Here is a 19,367-nt window from a genome sequence, read left to right on the forward strand (position 1 = left end):
GCCGAAGGGTCAGCAGGGGCTACGCTGCCACCAGGAGGCGCATTACGCAAGGGTGCAGGAGTGAAAGTATGAAAAAATGGATTAGCCTCTCGATCATTGTCCTGCTTTTGACAGGCTGCGAAAAGCTGGATCAAAGAACCGGAGAACTTAAACGGATGGAAGAAGAGACTGTAATCAAGGTGAAAACGGTAAGTGCTTACACAGTGGTAGAGAACCAGGAAGCGCGAATGCTGGAGACAGCAGGCGTGGTCATGCCGAAGCAGGAGCTGGGGCTTTCGTTTGGCACCTCCGGGAAAATCGCGAGCATTCTCGTCCAGAAAGGGGCGAGCGTGAAAGCGGGCCAAACTTTGGCGACCTTGGATCAATCCAGTTTGCAAGCGGGGATTCAGGCGGCAGCCGGGCAAGTAGCCAGTGCGAATATCCGGCGCAGCAAGGCACTGTCAGGCCCGGAGAGCCACGAGATTCAGACGAGAAAGCTCCAGGTGGAAAAGGCGAAGGAGCTTGCGGCGAAGGCGGAGCGGGAGTATGCGCAAGCGACTGTTCTGTTTGCAAACGGGGCGATCGCCAAAGACGAGCTGGACAGGCTGGCTCTGGCACAGAAGCAAGCCAAGCTCAGCCTGGAGGAAGAGGAGATCGCGTACAACAAACTGATGAAGGGCGCAGACCGACTGGATGTCGAAGAGGCACAGGTCGGTGTGAGCCAGGCCAACGTTCAGCTCAGCCGCGCGAAGCAAGAGGCTGCCGATGCTGTACTGAAAGCGCCTTTTTCCGGTGTCGTCGCAGCCGTCTCGCAGCTTTCGTCCGAACAAACCGGACCGGGCAGCGAGGTTATTCGCCTCGTCGATACGAGCAGTTGGATCGTCAAGCTTCAGGTAGATAGCGAGCAGATCGGCTTGTGGCAAACCGGAGCAACGGTGCAGGTCAAATCGGCAGATGGCAGCGAGGCGGAAGGGAAAGTGACTTTTGTTTCACCTGTCATGGATCAAAATGTGGGGGCTTATCCGGTTGAAGTGACCGTCGACGGAAGCGCCGCGAACTGGAAAGGCGGCATGACCGTGACTTGCCACTACCCGGTAGCCGGAAAAAATGCGCCGATCGTTCCGGTCGCAAGCATCGGCATCTCCGATGAAGAATATTACGTAATGAAAATCAAGGAAAACACAGTGGAAAAGACGCCTGTAAAAGTAGGGGCGCTGCACGGTACGTTTTATGAAGTTCTGGAGGGACTTGAGCCGGGCGACCAAATTGTAGGGGCGGGTCTTTCCTATGTGGTGGACGGCGAGGCGGTGAAGGTGGCGGATGAATAACAAAACGTTTTTAGCCATTGCGCCTGCTCTGGCCCGCTGGAAGGCCGTGCTTCTCTGTCTGCTCGCGATTGGCGCCTTGTTCAGACTGGATGTGGCGACGTTTCCCGACAGGGGATTGCCGGAGTATACGATTCACCTGACTGCGTCAGGACTGACAGCGGATCAGGTAGAGTCATCCGTAACGCGGAAGGTAGAGGAGGCGGTACGCGCGCTGGGCAGTGCTGTGCAGATTTCCTCTGATTCTCGTGCCGGATCGGGAACGATTACGGTCAAAACGACAGAAAATCTCGGCTCTGACTACAAGGACCGCCTGGAGCAGAAGGTGTCCGAGATCATGAAGACACTGCCTGTCAAGGAATACAGCATTAGCCAGGAGAAGCTCGGAGACAATTTGGTCGGGTTTTACTTGCTTCACGGCAGCGATGTTCAGACGCTCTCCGATGTGGCGCGGTATACCGTCTATGAAAAGTTGATCCAGGCGCAGGGCATTGCTCGCGTCGAGATCGACGGTCAAGCCGTCCGGGAGCAGATCGAGATCGTTTTTCGCCCGTCGATGCTGCTGGCGTACGGTTTGACTCCTGAGGATGTGCTGGGCCAGCTTCCGCAGGATGTGATTCGCGAACAAATCGGGACGGTTGGCAAGACGGGGGATCGCACAGCTTTTACCTGGACGAGCCAGACAGAAGGGCCGCAGGGGCTGGGCAAGCAACTGATTTCTACAGGCAAAGGGTATGTGCCGCTGAAAACGCTCGCTGATATTCGCGACACAAGAGGAAGCAAAGGCGAGGAGATAAGCGTTTATCAAGGTTCTCCGGCAGTCGGCATATCGGTTTACGCTTCGGAAGTGGGGCAAGTTCCTGCCATCCGGCAAGAGACTGCGAAGATGATGGCGGAGCTGAATACCGATGCAGGCGGCAAATACGAGCTGACATTGTTCGACGATCGGGCGCAGCCGATCTCTGCGGCGATTGCTCAGCTGACATTGCTTGGTGGCGTGGCGGCTGTTCTCATCGCGCTTTATCTGCTCGCTTCCTTGAAAAGGATCGGCCCTGCCGCCTTGTCGCTTTTGGCTGTATTCATGGCAAGCGGAACCGTTTTGGGGGCGCTGTGGCTCTTTGGAATGAAGTTTACCTTTTCCGCGTTGGGGCCGCTGCTTGTGTTTGTGCTTGTCTACCTCGTCGCAGGCGCGACTTTCTTTTCCCGCCTGGACAGGCTTGGCGCCTATTCGCTCCCGGGAAGCCTGAAAACAGCCTGGACGGTCGTGAAGCCGCTGCTGCTCGCGCTCGTGGTGATGGCAGCGGCCTGGTTCACCATCGTCATGACAGACATGCTCAAAGCGGAGGATAAAGCCGTCCTGTTTGACGCCTGGCCTGTCATCGTTCTCGGCGCAGCGAGCTTTGCCCTGGTGTATGGCTGGATCATCCCGGTACTGACAGCGACATGGCTGGCGGAACCGGAGCCAGCTGACGCAGGAGAGAACATCCCTCGAACGCCGGGAAAAGTGACGCGTGCTCTGACGGTCCGCTGGGAGAAAATGGTGCAGCAAGGCTACTTGCCGTTTGGACTCACACTCGTCGCATCGGTTGTTTTTGTTTTGCTTTTGCAATCGTTTGTGCTAGTCGATCCTTTTGCGCAAGTGGCGCCAAAAGAGAAGACACTGTCGCTGCCGATGGTTCAGGAAAGCAACATCGACGATGCCATCAAAGCGGCGAAAAGTGCGGAGGAACGGCTGCGCCAACTGCCGGAAGTAGCTGATCTGTATACGGATGCCTCCCGCGAGCGCTTGACCATGCATGTCAAGCTGACAGACAAATCCAAGTGGACTCGCTCCGTATACGATCTGGAAAAGGAGCTGGACAAGCAGCTCCGCGACATTCCGCAGACAGACCCGTTCGCGCTCGTCGTCAACAGCGAGCAAAAGACGCGCCTGGAGTTCACGGTCAAGGGACCTTCCATGGAGACGACGCAGCATATTGCCAAGGAAATTCTCGTTTACTTGCAAAAAATGAGCTGGCGGGACAGAGACAATCGGGAAATCGTCACAGATGAGCGGATCGGTCCGGCGCAAAATACCGCGTTTATCGATATTCGCCCGAAACCGGACATGCTGGCGCGCTATCGTGTGAGTGAGGAAGAAATCAAACGCCAGCTGCAAAGCTATCTCGGCGAAAAACAGGCGGGCAGCATTTTCGTCAACGACCGCAATATTTCAGTCATTGCCCGCTTTCCCGACAAGTGGATGGACCATTCCGAACAAGTCAGACATATTTTGATTCGCACGCAGCAAGGGGCGGTTCGCCTGTCTGATCTGGTCGACTGGTCGAGCGGGGAGCAGCCGCAGGTTTATCAGCGGGAGGATGGCATGTACGTGTTCAAGGTCAGCAGCGCCATCGCAGATGCAAGATGGATTGACAGCATGGCGTACAATTTGCCGCTGGCCATGCAAGAAAAAATCACGGTTCCAAAAGGCTACACCATACTGAACGAGGATGAGCTGAAGAAACTGCGTGAAGAGCAGTCCGATGACAAAGACTGGAGCGGACGTCTGATCGTCATGCTCGCCATGGTCGCGCTTGTGCTCTTGACCAGCCTTCTGGTGCAACGACGGGCGCGGGATGGCTGGTTTGCTCTCCTCTTGCTGCCTGTGTTGTCGGGCGGCGTCACGCTGGGACTGCTTTTGCTGGATCATCCGATGAATTTGATGGGCTTTTACGGAGTGGCTGCGGCTTGCGCTGTGCTTCTCTCGCTGGCCTTGGTTCAGCTCGATGACATGTTTGCAGCAAGTAGCGAGCAGTCGAGTATTTGGAACGGAGTGCGCAGCGGCATGCAGCGCTCGTGGGCCACATCCGCAGCGATAGCGATCGCCATCGTGCTGGCAAGCTTGCCGATTGCCGCAGGCTCGCTCGCGGATGGGCAAACATTCGTATCGTTCGCCAGTGCCTTGTTGTTCGGGACAGTGTTCGCGCTGTTTGCCACTCTTGTGCTTGTGCCTGGCATGCAGCATGCGGCTGAATGGCGAGAGGCCGCCCAGTCGGATGTGTCGATTCCCGTCCTGGTGCGCCGCATTCGGGACTGGCAGGAAAATGAGCGGATTCGCCGCAGTGACGCACGAGCGCGGAAAAAGAGACAGCAGCAACTGGCGCAAGAAATGCGCAAGGAAGCGCAGGATGGTTCCGCAAACAAGAAAAGAGAGTTGGCAAAAGAGGACTTCTTGCCGTTGCCAACGGGAACAGACGACGCCAAGCCGTAACGGCTGGCGTCTTTTTTTGCTGTGAAAACAGCTCAGCGGCATTCGTAAAGCAGCTGCGTCTGCTTGCGGTCAACGCTTTTGCTACCGAAGAGAGGGAAAGCCGCCGCGACCGCCTGCGCCCACCACTTTTGCTCCCGAAAAGAGGAAAAACCGCCGCGACGGTTTTGTTCACAGGCTCGGCAAGGACTTTTCGGGAAATCTCGGGTAAGATGAGAGGAGAAACGAGTGTAGGAGGGAAACCTGGCTTGCGCCGATTGAAAAAGCTTTTGGATTATCTGCTGTTGGCTGCGATTTTGGTGGGACTGTTCCTGTCGTCCTCCCAGCCATACTACAAACAAGATTTGCGGGGTACGATATCCAAGGTAGTCGATGAACAAAGCTGGAATGAGCGGATGGAAGGGGTATCCGTTCCGTATGCCGGCAAGGAAATCAGCGTCGAGAACAAGGGAGCGGCGGGCTTTATCGAGTTTTTTATTCGCAAGGGAACGCATTTTACCGTGTTCGCGCTGTTGGCTTTCAGCTTCTATCGCGTTTTTTCCCACCGTCTTTCGTTTGCGGTCGCCCTGCCATGGAGCGCCTTTTGCAGCCTGCTTGTGGCTGTTCTGGACGAGTGGCATCAGACTTTTACCCCGGATCGGACAGGTATGGTGAATGACGTCTTGCTGGATTTAGCCGGATCTGTCACGATGTTGTTGATAATTCTTCTCAATTACATGTATTCACGAAGAACATATCATTATAAAATGAAGTGAGCGGCAGCCATCCTGACCGGGGCAGCTGCTTATTGAACGATTAGGGAGTGGATGAGATTCGTGTCAGACAAAAAGAACGTGCTCGTACTGAACTGCGGCAGCTCCTCGGTTAAGTACAAGCTTTACTCCATGCCGGGCAAAGAACTGATTGCCCAGGATTACTTGCAGCAAATCCAACGCGACGAATACGAGGATGCGATTCGCAGCGTGTTTGAAACATTAAAGCAACATCAAATTGATATTATCTCCCACCGGGTCGTGCACGGCGGAGAAGCATTTAAACAGTCTGTCGTCGTGGACGATCGCGTGAAAGCGGAGATTCGCAGCCTGTCCCGCTTTGCACCGTTGCACAATCCGATCAACCTGCTCGGGATCGAAGTCGCCCAAAGCATCTATCCCGACGTGAAACACGTAGCTGTTTTCGATACAGCGTTCCACCAGACCATGCCTCCATCCTCCTATCTATACGCGCTGCCATACGAGTATTACGAGCATTACGGAATCCGCAAATACGGCTTCCACGGCACGTCTCACCGCTATGTCATGAGCCGCGCCGAAGAGATGTTGAACCGTCCGAAAGAACAGCTGCGACTGATCAGTTGCCACATCGGCAGCGGGGTCAGCATTACCGCGATTCGCTACGGAGAATCGTTTGATACGTCGATGGGAATGACGCCTTTGGCGGGACTGTCCATGGGAACCCGCAGCGGCAACATCGATCCGGGGATCATTCCGTACATTGAGGAAATCGAAAAAACGGATACAGCCGGAGCCATTACGATTTTGAACAACAAGAGCGGATTGATGGGCGTATCCGGTGTGTCCAACGATTTGCGCGACGTTATGGAAAAGGCAGAAGCGGGACATTATCGCAGCCAGCTTGCCCTGGAATTGTTCACAACGATTTTGCATAAACATATTGGGCTGTATTTGGCGCGACTGAATGGCGTAGACGGGATTATTTTTACAGCAGGTGTTGGAGAAAATAGTTCTACCGTACGCGAAATGGTTTGCACCGGACTGGAATTTGCCGGGGTCAATCTGGATCGCGAAGCCAATCGCAGCAGCAAAGGTGAAGCATTTATCAGTACGGAATATTCTCCGGTCAAAGTCATGGTAATTCCTACCAACGAAGAGCTTGTAATGGCTACAGACGCGTACCAGCTGTCTTTTCACTAGCATGAAGTGCGTCATCTAGAAAGAATAGGCTTTTCAGTATTGGAATTTCTCTGCTATACTAGGAGAATGAGGCTTCTGGTTTGAGGTTCTCACCATTTTTCTGAAATAATAAAAGGAGTGCAAACTGGATGGCAGTACAAGTGGGAAGCATCATCGAAGGAAAAGTGACAGCGATTAAACCGTTTGGGATGTTCGTAGCAGTCAGCGAAACCGAGCAGGGGCTGGTCCACATTTCCCAAGTAGCAAACGGTTTTGTAAAAGATATCAATGATCACTTTACCGTGGGGGCACAAGTAAAGGTAAAAGTTCTCTCCATTGATGATGCAGGTAAAATCTCGCTTTCGGTTCGCGCCGCACTCCCAGCGCCTGAGCGTCCGGAGCGTGAAGAGCGCCGTGGTGGTGGATATCGTGGAGGCGATCGCGGAGGAAATGCAAAACGCGACAACGCAGCTTCCTTCGAGGACAAATTGAAAAAATGGTTGAAGCACAGCGAAGAGAACCTTGCGACTATCAACAAAAAGAACGCAAAACGTGGCTACTAAGCCTTGTGATAACAGAAAAAGGACGGGACATCCCGTCCTTTTTTTTACGAGGTTGACACTAGAGCAAAAAGACAGGGAGCTTCCCTGTCTTTTTTGCGCATTTTTGAACGAACAAATTGCGAGAGATTCATCTTATGCGCATCACCACGCTCGATGACGAAGTGCCTCCGTCTCATCTCCCTTCCCGCTGAAAATCCCTAAAGTCATTTTGCATCGTAACGTGTTTGGAACTCCAATCTCGCCTAGCATTGCACGGCAGCAGGGTTAGTTCCCGACTTCCTTCAACGCCTGCTCGACGAATTTGCTCTCCAATACTTGGGAAGTGTCGAGCTTCTTTTTGATCGCGCCCACGGAGAAGAGAAAATCGGCCTGCTCCTGATGCGCTTTGGCAAATTCCGGCGTGATCGGGGAGAGGATGGGACTTGAATTTTGCAAAACCTTGCTGATGATCTCCCGCTCCAGCTTCTTGGTTTTGACAAATTCGTCCGTTACTTCGTCGAGGTGGCTGACGTAGTAGCGGCGCACTTCTTCGTACGTTTTGAGAAACAGGACCGTCAGCTCGGGGTGGTCTGCGGTAAAGCCAGTGCGCGCGATCAAAAATCCGGGAGCGAAAATGTTCAGATCGTCGCCTGTCACGAGCGTCTTGGCCTGCGTCTGCACGACAGCGGTCGTCACGTAAGGCTCCCAAGTCGACCACGCATCGATAGCTCCGGTGTCAAGGGCGGGTCGCGCTTCATCCGGCTGAAGGTGAATGATTTCCACGTCCTTGTCGTTCAGCCCGGCCCGATTCAGCACCATGTACAGGAAGTTGTAGGCGCTGCTGCCTTTGGCGACGGCGATCTTCTTGCCCTTGAGCTGTTTAATGTCGGCGATCGGGCTGCCTTTCGGAATGACGATCGCGTTGTTGCGCTTGCCGTCGCTCGTTACGGCGATCGCTTTGAAATCGACACCTCCGGTTTGTGCAGAGACGACCGGAGTGCCGCCTGTCGCGCCGAAGTCGAGCCGCCCGGAGGCAATCGCTTCGAAATGGGGAGGACCGCTGGCAAATTCATGCCATTTCACTTCGGCTCCGGCTTGGGCAAAAGCTTTTTCAAAAATGCCCTTGTCCCTGGCGTAGGAGAAAATCCCGGTGCTGCCTTGAATGCCGATGTTTACGACGACTTTTTCTTTTGCCTCTGCACTGGCGGCAACGGTCTGCTGTTGCTCGGGTGCTGCTGTTTTGCCGCAAGCGCTCAGCAACAGCAGGGACAGGACGACGATCAGGCGGAGCCAGCCGATTGTTTTCGGGGAAGACTGCATATGTTTGTTCATCCTTTCTTTTCTGTGGGTCTATGGGTGTCCTAATGGACTTGTGGCGCACTGGCAAACTGGTTGGCTGGAACATCCAGCCCGTAATGCTCGCGCAAGGTGTGCCCGGTGTACTCTGTGCGGAACAGCCCCCTCTGTTGCAGCTTCGGCACGACCTGGTCGATGAAGTCCTCCAGCCCTCCGTTCGTCAACTGCGGCATGATGTTGAAGCCGTCTGCCGCGCCTTGGGTAAACCACGCCTCCAACTCGTCCGCCACTTGCTCGGCAGTGCCTGCGATCGTCCGATGGCCGCGACCTCCGGCGAGACGAAGCAGCAGTTGGCGAAGCGTCAAGTTTTCCCGCTCGGCCAAGTTCCGGATCAGCTGGGCGCGGCTCTGATGCCCGGCGATTTGTTCCGTTGCGGGAAGCTCGGGCAGCGGGCCGTCCAATGGGTAGGAGGACAGATCGTAGCCGATGCGATTGGATAGTTGCAGCAGGCTGTAGGCGGGATGCGTCAACTCGTGCAACTGCGCCTCTTTTTCTTTTGCCTCTGCCTCGCTCTCGCCGATGATCGGGCAAATGCCAGGCAGGATGACGACTTGTTCAGGGGAGCGTCCGTAGCGGGCGACGCGCGATTTGACGTCCGCGTAAAACGCCTGGGCGTCCGCCAGCGATTGCTGTGCAGTGAAAATGGCTTCGGCATACCGGGCGGCGAAATCTTTTCCGTCCTCGGAAGATCCGGCCTGGACGAGCAGTGGCCGTCCCTGGGGAGAGCGCGGCAAGTTCAGCGGGCCGCGCACGGCAAAATGCTTGCCTTTGTGGTTGAACTCGTGCACCTTGCTGTTGTCTGCGTAAATGCCCGAGGCTTTGTCCTGGATTAGCGCGTCTGTCTCCCAGCTGTCCCACAGCTTGAGAGTGACATCGAGAAATTCTGCCGCCCGTTCGTAGCGAAGGTGATGCTCGGGGATTCGCTCGTAGTTGAAATTTTGCGCCTCGCCATCTGTTCCGGACGTGATGATGTTCCAGCCCGCCCGGCCTTTGCTGAGATGGTCGAGGGAAGCAAAGCGGCGGGCGAGGTTGAACGGTTCGTTGAAGCTCGTGGAGACCGTAGCGATCAACCCGATCCGGCTGGTCACGACGGCGAGAGCGGACAGGAGGGTGAGCGGTTCCAGTCCGCTGATCGCCCCGTACTTGACGGCTTTGCGCGAGGTGGCGTAGCGGTCGGCCAAAAAGAGGGAATCCAGCTTGGCTTGCTCCGCTTTTTGCGCCAGCCGCTGAAAGCGGGAAAAGTCGATGATGTCCTCCACGCGGGAGGAAGGATGGCGCCATGCCGCCTCATGATGACCCAAGCTCGACAAAAACAAGTTCAGGTGGAGCGTGCGTTTTTGGTTGCCCATGTGTATCAGGACGCACAAAAGGCCTCGTCCCAAACAGCAGTCGTTCGCTGTTGGAAGGAGACCTCCAGTGGTCTGGTCGGTAAAAGGATAATTCCGAGTTGCAAAGTATGAAATGGATGATAGCAACAAATGGGAGAAGAGTCAATCCCAATATGCAATATAGTAAGAATAGCCGGAATAGCGGAGCAAATTTCTTGTTGACCCTATTGACAGCCGCTGGAAGCCGATGATACGATTGCGCACAATACCGACTAATCAAGTGTGAATTATTGAGTTTTGCCAACCAGAAAACTGGAGGCACAGTTGCGGAGATGACCGCGGCTGTGCCTTCTTTTTCATTCCAAATCAATTCAAAGGAGTGGAGCAGATGGGGAAATCAAAGCAACAAGCCGAATTTGGCTGGTTTATTCCAACGACGGGAGACGGCAAGTATATCGGCGTCGAGCCGGAGCGCGAGTCGACTGCTGACTACATGGTTCAGGTGGCGCAAACAGCCGAGCGGGCAGGCTTTACTTTTGCCTTGATTCCGACTGGCGGAGCTTGCATCGATTCCTGGATCGTCGGGGCTACGATCGCTGCCCATACACAGGTGCTCAAGCCGCTGGTCGCCATGCGTCCCGGGCTGATCGCCCCTGTGCTGGCTGCGCGGATGGCTGCTTCGCTCGATCAGCTGTCCGGCGGCAGGGCACTGATTAATGTCGTGACAGGCGGCAGCCCGCAAGATTTGCTCGCCACGGGTGACCCGCTCGCCCACAATCACGACGGCCGCTATGAGCGCACGCGGGAGTTTCTGGAGATTGTCAAAAGCGTCTGGACAAATTCGCACGCCCAGCCGGAGCGATTTTTGGCGAGCAACCAGACCGCTCAGCAGGGAGCGCAGCCGCTTCACTATTCCGGTCGCTTTTATGAGATCAAGGGAGGGGCGAGCTTGCCTGCTCCCGTGCAGCAGCCGCACCCGCCGCTCTACTACGGGGGAAGCTCGCCCACAGGCAAACGGGTTGCGGTTCAGACAGCCGATGTCTACTTGATGTGGGCGGAACCGCTGGAGTGGATTCGCCAGCAGATTGCCGAGGTGGAGGAGCTGAAGCGAGAGCTTGGCCGCGACCGCGAGCTGCGCTACGGACTTCGCGCCCAGGTGCTGGTGCGCAAGACGGAGGAAGAGGCGTGGAAAGAAGCGTGGGAAATCATCAGCAAGGTAGATCCGCAGGCGCTCCAGCAGTCCGGTCAGCGGTTCAGCCACACCGATGCCATCGGACAAAAACGGCAAAATGAGCTGCGGGAAGGCTCCAAAAAAGACAACTACGTGATTGGGCCCAATCTGTGGTCTGGCTTGTCGACCGTGCGCGGCGGCGGTGCCGTCCTGCTGGTAGGTACCCCTGAGCAAGTGTCCGACCGCATTTTGGAATACATCGATCTGGGCATCTCGTCTTTTATTTTGTCCGGGTACCCCCATCTGGAGGAAGCGGCGATTACTGGCGAGCTGTTGCTGCCTGTCGTCAAACAGAAGCTGGAGCAACGACAGCAGGCAAAAGGAGTCGGCGTATGACCGCGCTGCTGGAGATCACCCGACTCGACAAGACATTCGAGACGTCCAAAGGAGCGACGCAGGCGCTCCGCGACATTCGGCTGACTGTAAAGGAAGGCGAGTTCCTCACCGTCATCGGGCCGAGCGGCTGCGGGAAGAGCACACTGCTGAAAATCGTCGCGGGACTGGACACGGAATACGCCGGGAGCGTCCAGCTTGCCGGACAGCCAGTGAGCGGTCCCGGTATCGACAAAGGCTTCATTTTTCAGGAGCCGCGGCTTTTTCCCTGGCTGACGGTGGAAAAAAACATCGCCGCCAACCTGTCGCTCAAAAATCCGGCGATTCGCGAGCGCGTAGATGAGCTGATCCAGCTCGTCCGGCTCGGGGGATTTGCCAAATCGTATCCGCGCGAGCTGTCTGGCGGCATGGCGCAGCGGGTGGCGATCGCCCGTGCGCTCTTGCGCAATCCCCGGGTGCTTTTGCTGGACGAACCGTTCGGGGCGCTGGATGCCTTTACCCGCTCACACATGCAGGAAGTCCTGCTCGACATTTGGCAGGAAAACAAGACGACGATGATCTTCGTGACACACGATATCGACGAAGCGATCTACTTGGCCAACCGGGTCGTGATCATGAACGCACACCCGGGCTCCATCAAGCGCATCGTTCCTGTCGATCTGCCTTTTCCCCGGAAAAAGGCAAACCGTTCCTTTCAGGAGCTGCGCCATCTCGTCTTGAACGAGTTCGAAAAGGTGGACGAACTCGAATTAGTTGATAGCTCAGGGATTTGACGGAGGTGAAAGAGAATGAGCAATCAAGCAGAGGGAATCTCGGTCGCCGCGACCGCTTCGGCCAAACCCGTCCTGCCGACGAAAGCAAAAGCTAGGGCAGGCAACAGCACCAAACTGGCGATCTGGTTAAAAGGCTTGATCCTGCCCGTCGTTGTCCTGATCGTCTGGCAGACGGCAGGCGAATTGGGAATGGTGTCGGCGACCATGCTGCCGACGCCGCTGCAAATTTTGACTGCGGCGGGCGAGCTTTTGGCGAGCGGGGAGCTGCTTGGACATTTGCAAATCAGCATCATGCGGGCGGCGACAGGCTTTTTGCTCGGCGGAGCGATCGGACTGCTGGCAGGACTGGCGGTAGGCTTTTCCAATCGGGTGGAGCATTCGCTCGATCCATCGGTGCAAATGCTCAGGACGATTCCGCATCTGGCGGTGATTCCGCTGTTTATTTTGTGGTTTGGCTTCGGCGAGCTGTCCAAGGTGCTGTTGATTGCCAAAGGAGCATTTTTTCCGCTCTACGTAAATACGTTCCTCGGGATACGCAGTGTTGACGCCAAGCTGTTTGACGTCGCCCGAGTGTTGCAGTTCAGCCGCTGGAAGCAAATTACCAAGCTGATTATCCCGGCGGCGCTGCCGAATATTTTGCTCGGTGTCCGGCTGTCTCTGGGTGCTGCCTGGCTGGGACTGGTCGTGGCAGAATTGATGGGTTCGAGCGAAGGGGTCGGCTACTTGATTATGGATGCGCGCCAATTTTCGCAAACGTCCATTGTGTTTGTAGGAATCGTGATCTTTGCGCTGGTCGGCAAGGCGACGGATTCGCTGGTGCGCTACCTGGAGAAAAAATGGCTCAAATGGCGGGAGCATTACAGCGGGTAAAAAGCCGCAGGGCTGGCATGGATTCAGCGCAACAAGAACGGATCGGGGAAAAGGAAGCGGGCCAAACGCCCGATGCGGCACAGGAACTGAGGGAATCGACAAACTTGCGCGGCAGGCAGGGACATCGCTGCTTGCCAAATAAAAAAGGAGAGATCAAGCTATGGCAAAACTCGTGATTGTATCAGGAAGTCCCTATGCAGGCTCCAGGCTGGACACCGTCCTGACCTACATAGATCGATTGTTGCAGGAAGCTGGACACGAAACAGACTGGGTTCATGTGCGCGACTTGCCTGCGGACGATTTGCTGCACGTTCGTTTTGACAGTCCCGCTATCGTACAGGCCAACGAGCGGATCGCCGAGGCAGACGCGCTCGTCATCGCGACCCCGATTTACAAAGCGGCGTATTCCGGTGTGCTGAAAGTGTATTTGGATCTGCTGCCGCAAAAAGCTTTGGAGAACAAGGTGATTTTGCCCGTGGCAATCGGCGGGACGATCGCCCATCTGCTGGCGATCGATTACGCTCTCAAGCCAGTCTTTTCCGCACTGGGCGCAAGACATTTGCTGGCGGGTGCCTTTATCCTCGATTCGCTGGTGAAAAAAGGCGAGGACGGGGCAAACTCGTTGGAGGAGGAAGCGGCGCAGCGGCTGCAAGATTCTGTGGCGCAGCTCGTGCAGGAGCGTTCCTGGCAAGCGGAGCGCAGCAAAGTCCCCAACGTCGCCAACGTCAACTAAAACCAAAGCCAAAGCCTAAACAAAGCAAGGAGCCCTTCGTGCAGGAGGGCTCTTTTGCGCTGTCACTTGTCCGCTTCCACGCTTTGCACCTGTAGCTCTTAGACAAGGTGACAAAGGTAACGATTCTCGGCGTGTGATGCAAAATGCTTGCTCGCCTATTCACTAAAAAGCGGACGGGGAGGATTTTTTTCCTGCAAAATGCTTCCTTCTATCCGATTCCCTTCACGCTGCCAATATTCCATCCCGCCGAGCATCTCCTTGACGGAAAAGCCAAGCTCCGCAAGCTTGGCGCACGCTTTTGCCGCACCGTTGCACGCAGGGCTCCAGCAGTAGACGACCAACAGCTTGGAGCGATCCAAAAACGCAGTGGTTTCCCCGCTGATAAGCGCGTGAGGCAACGAGATGGCGCCAGGTACGTGGCACTCCTGGTACGCTTTTTCGCTGCGGGCATCGACGATGATATAATTCGCCACGCCGTTTTGCAGGTCATTCCAGACATCTGATACGTCTGTTTCCAAAGAGAGCTTGGCGAGAAAATGGCGATGGGCTTGCGCCGGGGGCGCGGCCGGAATTTGCAATACGACAGACACGTTCATTCCTCCTTGATTCGGGATGACTTCAGCTTAGCATTGATCGAATCATCACAGTTATCTATACTATTTGATAATAAACATCAGTGATTTCTATGATTGAACAGGAGGTGTGCCGATGGAGCTGGTGTATTTGCATACGTTTCGCGAGGTAGCCAGATGGGGCAGCTTTACGAGGGCGGCGGAGGAGCTTGGCTATGCGCAGCCGACAGTGACTGCCCAGATGCAAAAGCTGGAACAATCCTATGGAGTGCCGCTGTTTGAGCGCTACGGACGCAGGCTGCGCATGACTCAGGCGGGAGAAGCACTGTTGCCGTATGCGAGGGAAATGATCCGGCTATATGGGGAATCTAAAGACATCGTGAACCGTCAGGCGAGCGGCCCGCTTGCGATTGGCACGATTGATACGCTTGCTGCTTTCTTTTTGCCCCCGTACTTGCAAAGCTTCCGTGAGCAATATCCGGCGGTCGATCTCGTGCTGCGGACGGCGAGTGAAGAGGTGATTTTGCAGCAGCTTCGCGATGGTTACCTGGACATCGGGATCATTTTCGATCGCCGCTGTACAGACAAGGAGCTGGTAGCAGAGGTCGTTCGTCAGGAGGAGCTGGTGATCGTCATGCCTCCCGAGCATCGGCTTGCGAGCTTGCCTGTGCTGACAGCCCGCGATTTGGCGAGCGAATCGCTTATCCTCACCGAAGAAGGCTGCACGTACAGAGGGATGCTTACGGAGGTGCTTGGCGAGCAAGGAATAACGCCGCGAATCGCCTGCCAGTTCAGCAACCCGGAAGCGATCAAGCAGTGCGTGCGCTGCGGTCTGGGGGTGGCGCTTTTGCCGTCCATGGCTGTGAAAAGAGAACAGGCGGAAGGCTTGCTGGCTGGCGTGCCTTTTCGCAGCGACAAGCCTTCGTTTTTCATTCAGGTGGTGCATCATAAAAAGAAATGGCTGTCGCCGTCCATGCAGTTCCTTGTGGAAAAGCTGGCGCCGGGGCAGCAGAGAGAGGAATCGTGAGCAGGATGCAGGTTGATTTTGCCCCCTTTGTCGCTTTTGCGCCGGAAGAGAGCGTCGTCTCAGGGGTCGCGCTCTATACGGTCAGCTATTATAGCGACGATCTGCTGGTCAAAGCGCTTTTGGCGGTGCCGGAGCATTTTCTGGCGGAAGAGACAAGGCTTCCCGCGCTGCTTTATTGCCGCGGCGGGATCAAAGGAATCGGACGGGTCAGACCGGAGCGGATCAGCCAGATGGCTGCCTTTGGCTATGTCGTTCTCGCCCCGCACTATCGGGGGAATGAAGGCTGTGCGGGACGGGACGAATTTGGCGGGGCAGATCGGCAGGACGTCTTTTCAGCCTACGAGCTGCTGCGCAAGCTGAACATCGTCGATTCCCGGCGGATCAGCGCGTACGGCTTTTCCCGCGGCGGGGTCATGGCTTTGTTTGCGGCGATGGAATGCAAGGGCTTGCTGTCTGCTGTCGTTTGGAGCGGGGTCAGCGACATGTTTTTGACGTACGAAGAGCGGGTGGACATGCGCAGAATGTTGCGCAGACTGATTGGCCATCCCGCCAAGCAGGAAGCAGCGTACCGCGATCGCACCCCGCTGTATCGCGCAGGCGAGATCGCTTGTCCGGTGTTGATCATCCACGGCACAGAAGATGAAAATGTGAGCGTCGAGCATGCCCACAGGCTGGCAGCCGAGTTGCAAAAGGCTGGCGTCTGGCACGAAAAATGGCTGGCGGAAGGGGCCAGCCATCTGTTCGTCGGAGAAGAAATCGAAAAGTATACACGAAACATGTTCGCCTGGCTGGACGAGCGCGGTCAGGAGCGGATCGCGCCAGCTAACGCGTAAACAGCGTAACTCAGTCCACTTTTGGGTCGAGGGGCAGCGTGATGATGATTTCTGTTCCTTGCCCCAGCTTGCTTTTTACTTGCAGGTCGCCGCCGTGGTTTTCCACCATGCGGCGCGAGATCGGCAAGCCAAGTCCGGTGCCGTCTTCTTTCAGCGAGAAGAACGGATCAAAAATCCGCACGAGAAACTCCGCCGGAATCCCTTCACCCGTATCTTTCACATGAATATGCACGGCTTTATCGTCCAGGTGGCTTTCGATCAAAAGAATGCCGCCTTCTTTCATGGCCTCAATACTGTTTTTCATCAGATTCAGCAAAATTTGTTTCAGCTGCTCCACATCGACGTGCAGGCGAATATTGGGCGCACAGCGGTCGACAATCTGGATGCCGTGCAGCATGGCTTCGGCATTCATCAGCGGCAGAATCGAGTGGACGACACCTGCGAGATTCACTTCGCGATAGTCCGGCTTGGACGGCTTGGACAGCATCAACAACTCCGTCACAATCCGGTTGACCCGCTCAATTTCCTGCAAGATCAGCGGCAGGTAGTAGCGATCCCGCTCCTGATCGGACAAGCGCTGTTCGAGCAATTGAATGAAGCCGTAAATAACGGTGAGCGGGTTGCGGATTTCGTGCGCTGCTCCGGCTGCAAGCTGCCCGACCATCGCCAGTTTTTCCGATTGGTTCAAGTATTCTTGAAGTTGTTCTTGCTCCGTAATATCGAGAAAAGCGACCATCCAGCCCGAGTCTTGATCGTGCTTTTGGTTGTGCAGCGGCACATACGAGACGAGAGCGGTAAACGGCGAGTCATCCTGCTTGTACAGCGTCATTTTGCGATTGACGAACCAGGGGGCATCCTCGCTGTCTGTTGACGCCGTGAACGAAGCGGCTTTGGACATCGGATACCCGGCCTCGTCGACTTTGACCAGATGCTGTGCCAGTTTGTTGACGTGGATGCTCGCCCCGGCGTGCGGTTGCGTGATGATCCCGACAGGAAGCGAGTTGAGAATCTGCTCGCGAATATTTTTTTCTTCCGTCAAAATTTGACGCTGCATGGCGTCCTGGGCGAACAAATTGGCGATATTGCTCGACATTTTGTTGAACTCCTGGGCCAACTCGCTAAATTCGTCATGATGGGTATAAATAATTTGCTGGCCAAACGTCCCTTTGGACACCTCGCGTACTTGTTTCATGAGCGACTCGATGGGACGAAGCAGCTCGTTGCGGAAGTAAAAGGTGCAGAAAAACCCGAACAAAATCGCAGCTACGGAAACCGTGTAAGTAAGAATCAGCGATACGCGAATGCTTTCGTTTGTATGCTGAAACTCTTTGTTTGTCTTGTACTCCAGTTGATTGAGCGAGAACGACAATTCACGTTCCAGTTGGTTGATCAACGGCTGGACTTCCTGGCTGAGCACATAGCTGACAGCGGGCACATTGTTTGCCTTGAGCAGCGGATTGATTTTGTTCAAAAACAGAAAATCCAGCTTGGAAATCGATTCAATAATGGAGAACAAGCCGCTGTTTTCCTCTGTTTTCGTCAGCGAGGCGAAACGGGATGTGTCGATCAAATTGGTGTAATACTGGTCGAGATAAGACTCGTCGCGGGTCAAAGTGTACATGTTCAGGGCGAATGTCTTGGTGTATATCTGGTTTTTGACCTCTAAAAGAGCGCTCGTTTGCGGCAAAACGTTTTGAGTCAGGTGCACTTCGTCGGAAGTAACCTTTGTCATATGGTAACTGAACAGGGTAGTGACGCAGCCGATCAGCAGCATCATGACGAGATAGCTGAGCATCATTTTTTTCTGAAATCCAAGATTGCTGAACAGGGACATGCCAATTAACCTCCAAACGAGCCACGGGAAGAAATAAAGTGCTGCAATTCCCGTTCAATATCTGCGCGAACCTCCGGGGGCACCATCGGGCCAAACGGACTGAAGTGGTTCACGCCTTCGGCCAGACCGTAGACAACCTTGCCGCTCGGGAGTCTGTCTGCCATGTACTGCTCGAAAATAATGCGATAACATTGCCGCACGTCTTGCACCAGGGAAGCGAGCACATAGTCCGGCGCGATGTAGCGCTGGTCGGCGATATAGCCGATCGTATACACCTTGGAGCGCTGTGCTTCGGTAATGACGGCGAGATTGAAGCTGTCTCCGGTGGTGTAGATGACATCGACACCGTGAGCGATCATCTCGCGCGTTTTTTGTACGGCATTTTCAATGTCATTGAAGTCGGATACTTTCCCGATCACGATTTCCGCGTTGGGCGCAGCTTTTTTGACTCCTGCGCGAAAGCCTTCCGCCTGAGCCATTTCCGGCGGCTTGTCGACCAGAATATAGCCGACTTTGCCCGTGCGGGACATTTTCGCCGCCAGCATGCCGACGAGCTGACCGGCAGGCTTCATGTCGTAGCGAATCGTCGTCTGGTTGGAATGCGGGGCTTCACCGTTGAAGGAGACGAAGCGGGTCTGCGGATACTTGCGTGCGACACTGGTAAACGGCTCGGAGAAAATCACCCCATGCCCCAAAATGAGATCATAGTCGTTTGCTGCGTATTTTTGCGCCACATTCGTGATTTGATCGGCTTTGATATTGTTGGCAATCTCCAGTGAAAAGCCGAACCTTTTCTGCATCTCCGTAATGCTTTCCATCGCGCTGCTGTTCCAGCCCTGATCGTAGGTTGGCCCTTCCAGCAACAAGGCAACGCGCAATATTTCAGAAGAAGGCCCGCGGTCATTGATCACTTCGTCCAAATGTTTCATGCTGGTAAAAAACTGACTGGTAATGAGCAGAAGCAGCCCGACAACCAGGAAGGTAAACAGGGCGAAAAAAGGCTTCAGCTTTGGCATGGAAAAATTTCCCCTTTTAAAAAACAAGCGTTCGATCGTGAGACGGTAAACAAGTGCACTCCTATTATATCGGAAAAGTAGCGCGATGAAAAAATGAGGAAAATAATGACGGGAGTGGGGGTGCATGGAAAGGCAAGATCAGGACAGCCTATTAAGGCAAAAAGCAGAGAAAAAGGGAGGCGTTTTCGCATGGAGAAGGATTTCGTGGAAATCCCGCAGCCGGATATACCGGATGAAGTACGGCAAGTCGATTTGCCAGAGATCACAGAGACTACTCCTCATCCCAAGCCCGAGAGTCCGCAGGCAGCGAAAGTAGTAGCGGGGCAAGCAACAGGTGAACAAGGCTCAGGCGAAACCACGGAGCCGATCGGTTTTCGTCCGTAAACGTCGAAAACGCCGAATGTTCATTTCGACAAAAGAAGTCATTTTCTCTCGTGGACAAGGCTTGCGAT

At 55.0% G+C, this 19,367-nt stretch carries 18 protein-coding genes; 13 read left to right on the forward strand and 5 right to left on the reverse strand.

Annotated elements, in window-relative coordinates:
- Positions 1-68: 68 nt before the first annotated feature.
- The 5 genes from EDM60_RS12990 to EDM60_RS13010 all read left to right on the forward strand — a co-directional run bounded on the left by EDM60_RS12990 (position 69) and on the right by EDM60_RS13010 (position 7,030).
- Entirely contained in the window at positions 69-1,307 is a 1,239-nt protein-coding gene (locus tag EDM60_RS12990) for an efflux RND transporter periplasmic adaptor subunit (protein ID WP_122964358.1), read from the forward strand.
- The gene (locus EDM60_RS12995) at positions 1,300-4,557 is read left to right on the forward strand and encodes an efflux RND transporter permease subunit (protein WP_122964359.1); all 3,258 of its coding nucleotides are present in this window, start codon (positions 1,300-1,302) and stop codon (positions 4,555-4,557) included. Before EDM60_RS12990 ends, EDM60_RS12995 begins: the two co-directional genes overlap by 8 nt.
- 245 nt (positions 4,558-4,802) lie before the next feature.
- Entirely contained in the window at positions 4,803-5,309 is a 507-nt protein-coding gene (locus tag EDM60_RS13000; protein WP_122964360.1) for a VanZ family protein, read from the forward strand.
- A gap of 60 nt (positions 5,310-5,369) precedes the next feature.
- Complete coding sequence (locus EDM60_RS13005; RefSeq protein WP_122964361.1) at positions 5,370-6,488, forward strand: acetate/propionate family kinase; 1,119 nt, start codon at positions 5,370-5,372, stop codon at positions 6,486-6,488.
- Positions 6,489-6,616: 128 nt separating this feature from the next.
- Positions 6,617-7,030 carry a S1 RNA-binding domain-containing protein gene (locus EDM60_RS13010; RefSeq protein ID WP_063230894.1) on the forward strand — a complete coding sequence of 138 codons (414 nt, stop codon included), beginning with the start codon at positions 6,617-6,619 and terminating at the stop codon, positions 7,028-7,030.
- 264 nt (positions 7,031-7,294) lie between these two features.
- On the opposite strand, the gene EDM60_RS13015 is transcribed toward EDM60_RS13010, so the two are convergent.
- Positions 7,295-8,329, reverse strand: a complete 1,035-nt coding sequence (locus EDM60_RS13015; protein WP_233454090.1) for an aliphatic sulfonate ABC transporter substrate-binding protein — start codon at positions 8,327-8,329, stop codon at positions 7,295-7,297.
- Positions 8,330-8,370: 41 nt separating this feature from the next.
- On the reverse strand, positions 8,371-9,714 hold the full coding sequence (locus EDM60_RS13020; protein WP_122964363.1) for an LLM class flavin-dependent oxidoreductase: 1,344 nt from the start codon (positions 9,712-9,714) through the stop codon (positions 8,371-8,373).
- A gap of 367 nt (positions 9,715-10,081) precedes the next feature.
- Here EDM60_RS13020 and EDM60_RS13025 point away from each other — a divergent pair, with 367 nt between their 5' ends.
- The 5 genes from EDM60_RS13025 to ssuE are packed head-to-tail and all read left to right on the forward strand — an operon-like array spanning position 10,082 to position 13,633.
- Complete coding sequence (locus EDM60_RS13025) at positions 10,082-11,260, forward strand: LLM class flavin-dependent oxidoreductase (RefSeq protein ID WP_122964364.1); 1,179 nt, start codon at positions 10,082-10,084, stop codon at positions 11,258-11,260.
- Positions 11,257-12,030 (forward strand): ABC transporter ATP-binding protein, encoded by a 774-nt coding sequence (locus EDM60_RS13030; protein WP_122964365.1) that lies wholly within the window; start codon positions 11,257-11,259, stop codon positions 12,028-12,030. Before EDM60_RS13025 ends, EDM60_RS13030 begins: the two co-directional genes overlap by 4 nt.
- A 15-nt stretch (positions 12,031-12,045) precedes the next feature.
- A complete protein-coding gene (locus tag EDM60_RS13035) occupies positions 12,046-12,900 on the forward strand; it encodes an ABC transporter permease (protein WP_122964366.1) in 855 nt (284 codons plus the stop codon).
- A gap of 17 nt (positions 12,901-12,917) precedes the next feature.
- Complete coding sequence (locus EDM60_RS28590; RefSeq protein ID WP_167470291.1) at positions 12,918-13,076, forward strand: hypothetical protein; 159 nt, start codon at positions 12,918-12,920, stop codon at positions 13,074-13,076.
- The gene (ssuE, locus tag EDM60_RS13045; protein ID WP_122964368.1) at positions 13,061-13,633 is read left to right on the forward strand and encodes an NADPH-dependent FMN reductase; all 573 of its coding nucleotides are present in this window, start codon (positions 13,061-13,063) and stop codon (positions 13,631-13,633) included. Before EDM60_RS28590 ends, ssuE begins: the two co-directional genes overlap by 16 nt.
- Positions 13,634-13,788: 155 nt before the next feature.
- Here the strand turns inward: ssuE and EDM60_RS13050 are convergent, their stop codons facing one another.
- Positions 13,789-14,223, reverse strand: a complete 435-nt coding sequence (locus EDM60_RS13050; RefSeq protein WP_122964369.1) for a rhodanese-like domain-containing protein — start codon at positions 14,221-14,223, stop codon at positions 13,789-13,791.
- A gap of 118 nt (positions 14,224-14,341) precedes the next feature.
- Here EDM60_RS13050 and EDM60_RS13055 point away from each other — a divergent pair, with 118 nt between their 5' ends.
- Together EDM60_RS13055 and EDM60_RS13060 are read left to right on the forward strand one after the other, a co-directional pair.
- Positions 14,342-15,232 (forward strand): LysR family transcriptional regulator, encoded by an 891-nt coding sequence (locus EDM60_RS13055; RefSeq protein WP_122964370.1) that lies wholly within the window; start codon positions 14,342-14,344, stop codon positions 15,230-15,232.
- A gap of 5 nt (positions 15,233-15,237) precedes the next feature.
- Positions 15,238-16,065 carry an alpha/beta hydrolase family protein gene (locus tag EDM60_RS13060; protein ID WP_122964371.1) on the forward strand — a complete coding sequence of 276 codons (828 nt, stop codon included), beginning with the start codon at positions 15,238-15,240 and terminating at the stop codon, positions 16,063-16,065.
- Between the two features lie 10 nt (positions 16,066-16,075).
- On the opposite strand, the gene EDM60_RS13065 is transcribed toward EDM60_RS13060, so the two are convergent.
- Entirely contained in the window at positions 16,076-17,899 is a 1,824-nt protein-coding gene (locus EDM60_RS13065) for a sensor histidine kinase (RefSeq protein WP_122964372.1), read from the reverse strand.
- A 5-nt stretch (positions 17,900-17,904) separates the two neighbouring features.
- Positions 17,905-18,915, reverse strand: a complete 1,011-nt coding sequence (locus EDM60_RS13070) for a BMP family ABC transporter substrate-binding protein (protein ID WP_122964373.1) — start codon at positions 18,913-18,915, stop codon at positions 17,905-17,907.
- 189 nt (positions 18,916-19,104) lie between these two features.
- On the opposite strand from EDM60_RS13070, the gene EDM60_RS13075 reads away from it, so the two are divergent.
- On the forward strand, positions 19,105-19,299 hold the full coding sequence (locus tag EDM60_RS13075; protein WP_122964374.1) for a hypothetical protein: 195 nt from the start codon (positions 19,105-19,107) through the stop codon (positions 19,297-19,299).
- Positions 19,300-19,367 lie beyond the last annotated feature (68 nt).

It is taken from the genome of Brevibacillus parabrevis, from assembly GCF_003710905.1.
GTDB lineage: Bacteria > Bacillota > Bacilli > Brevibacillales > Brevibacillaceae > Brevibacillus > Brevibacillus parabrevis.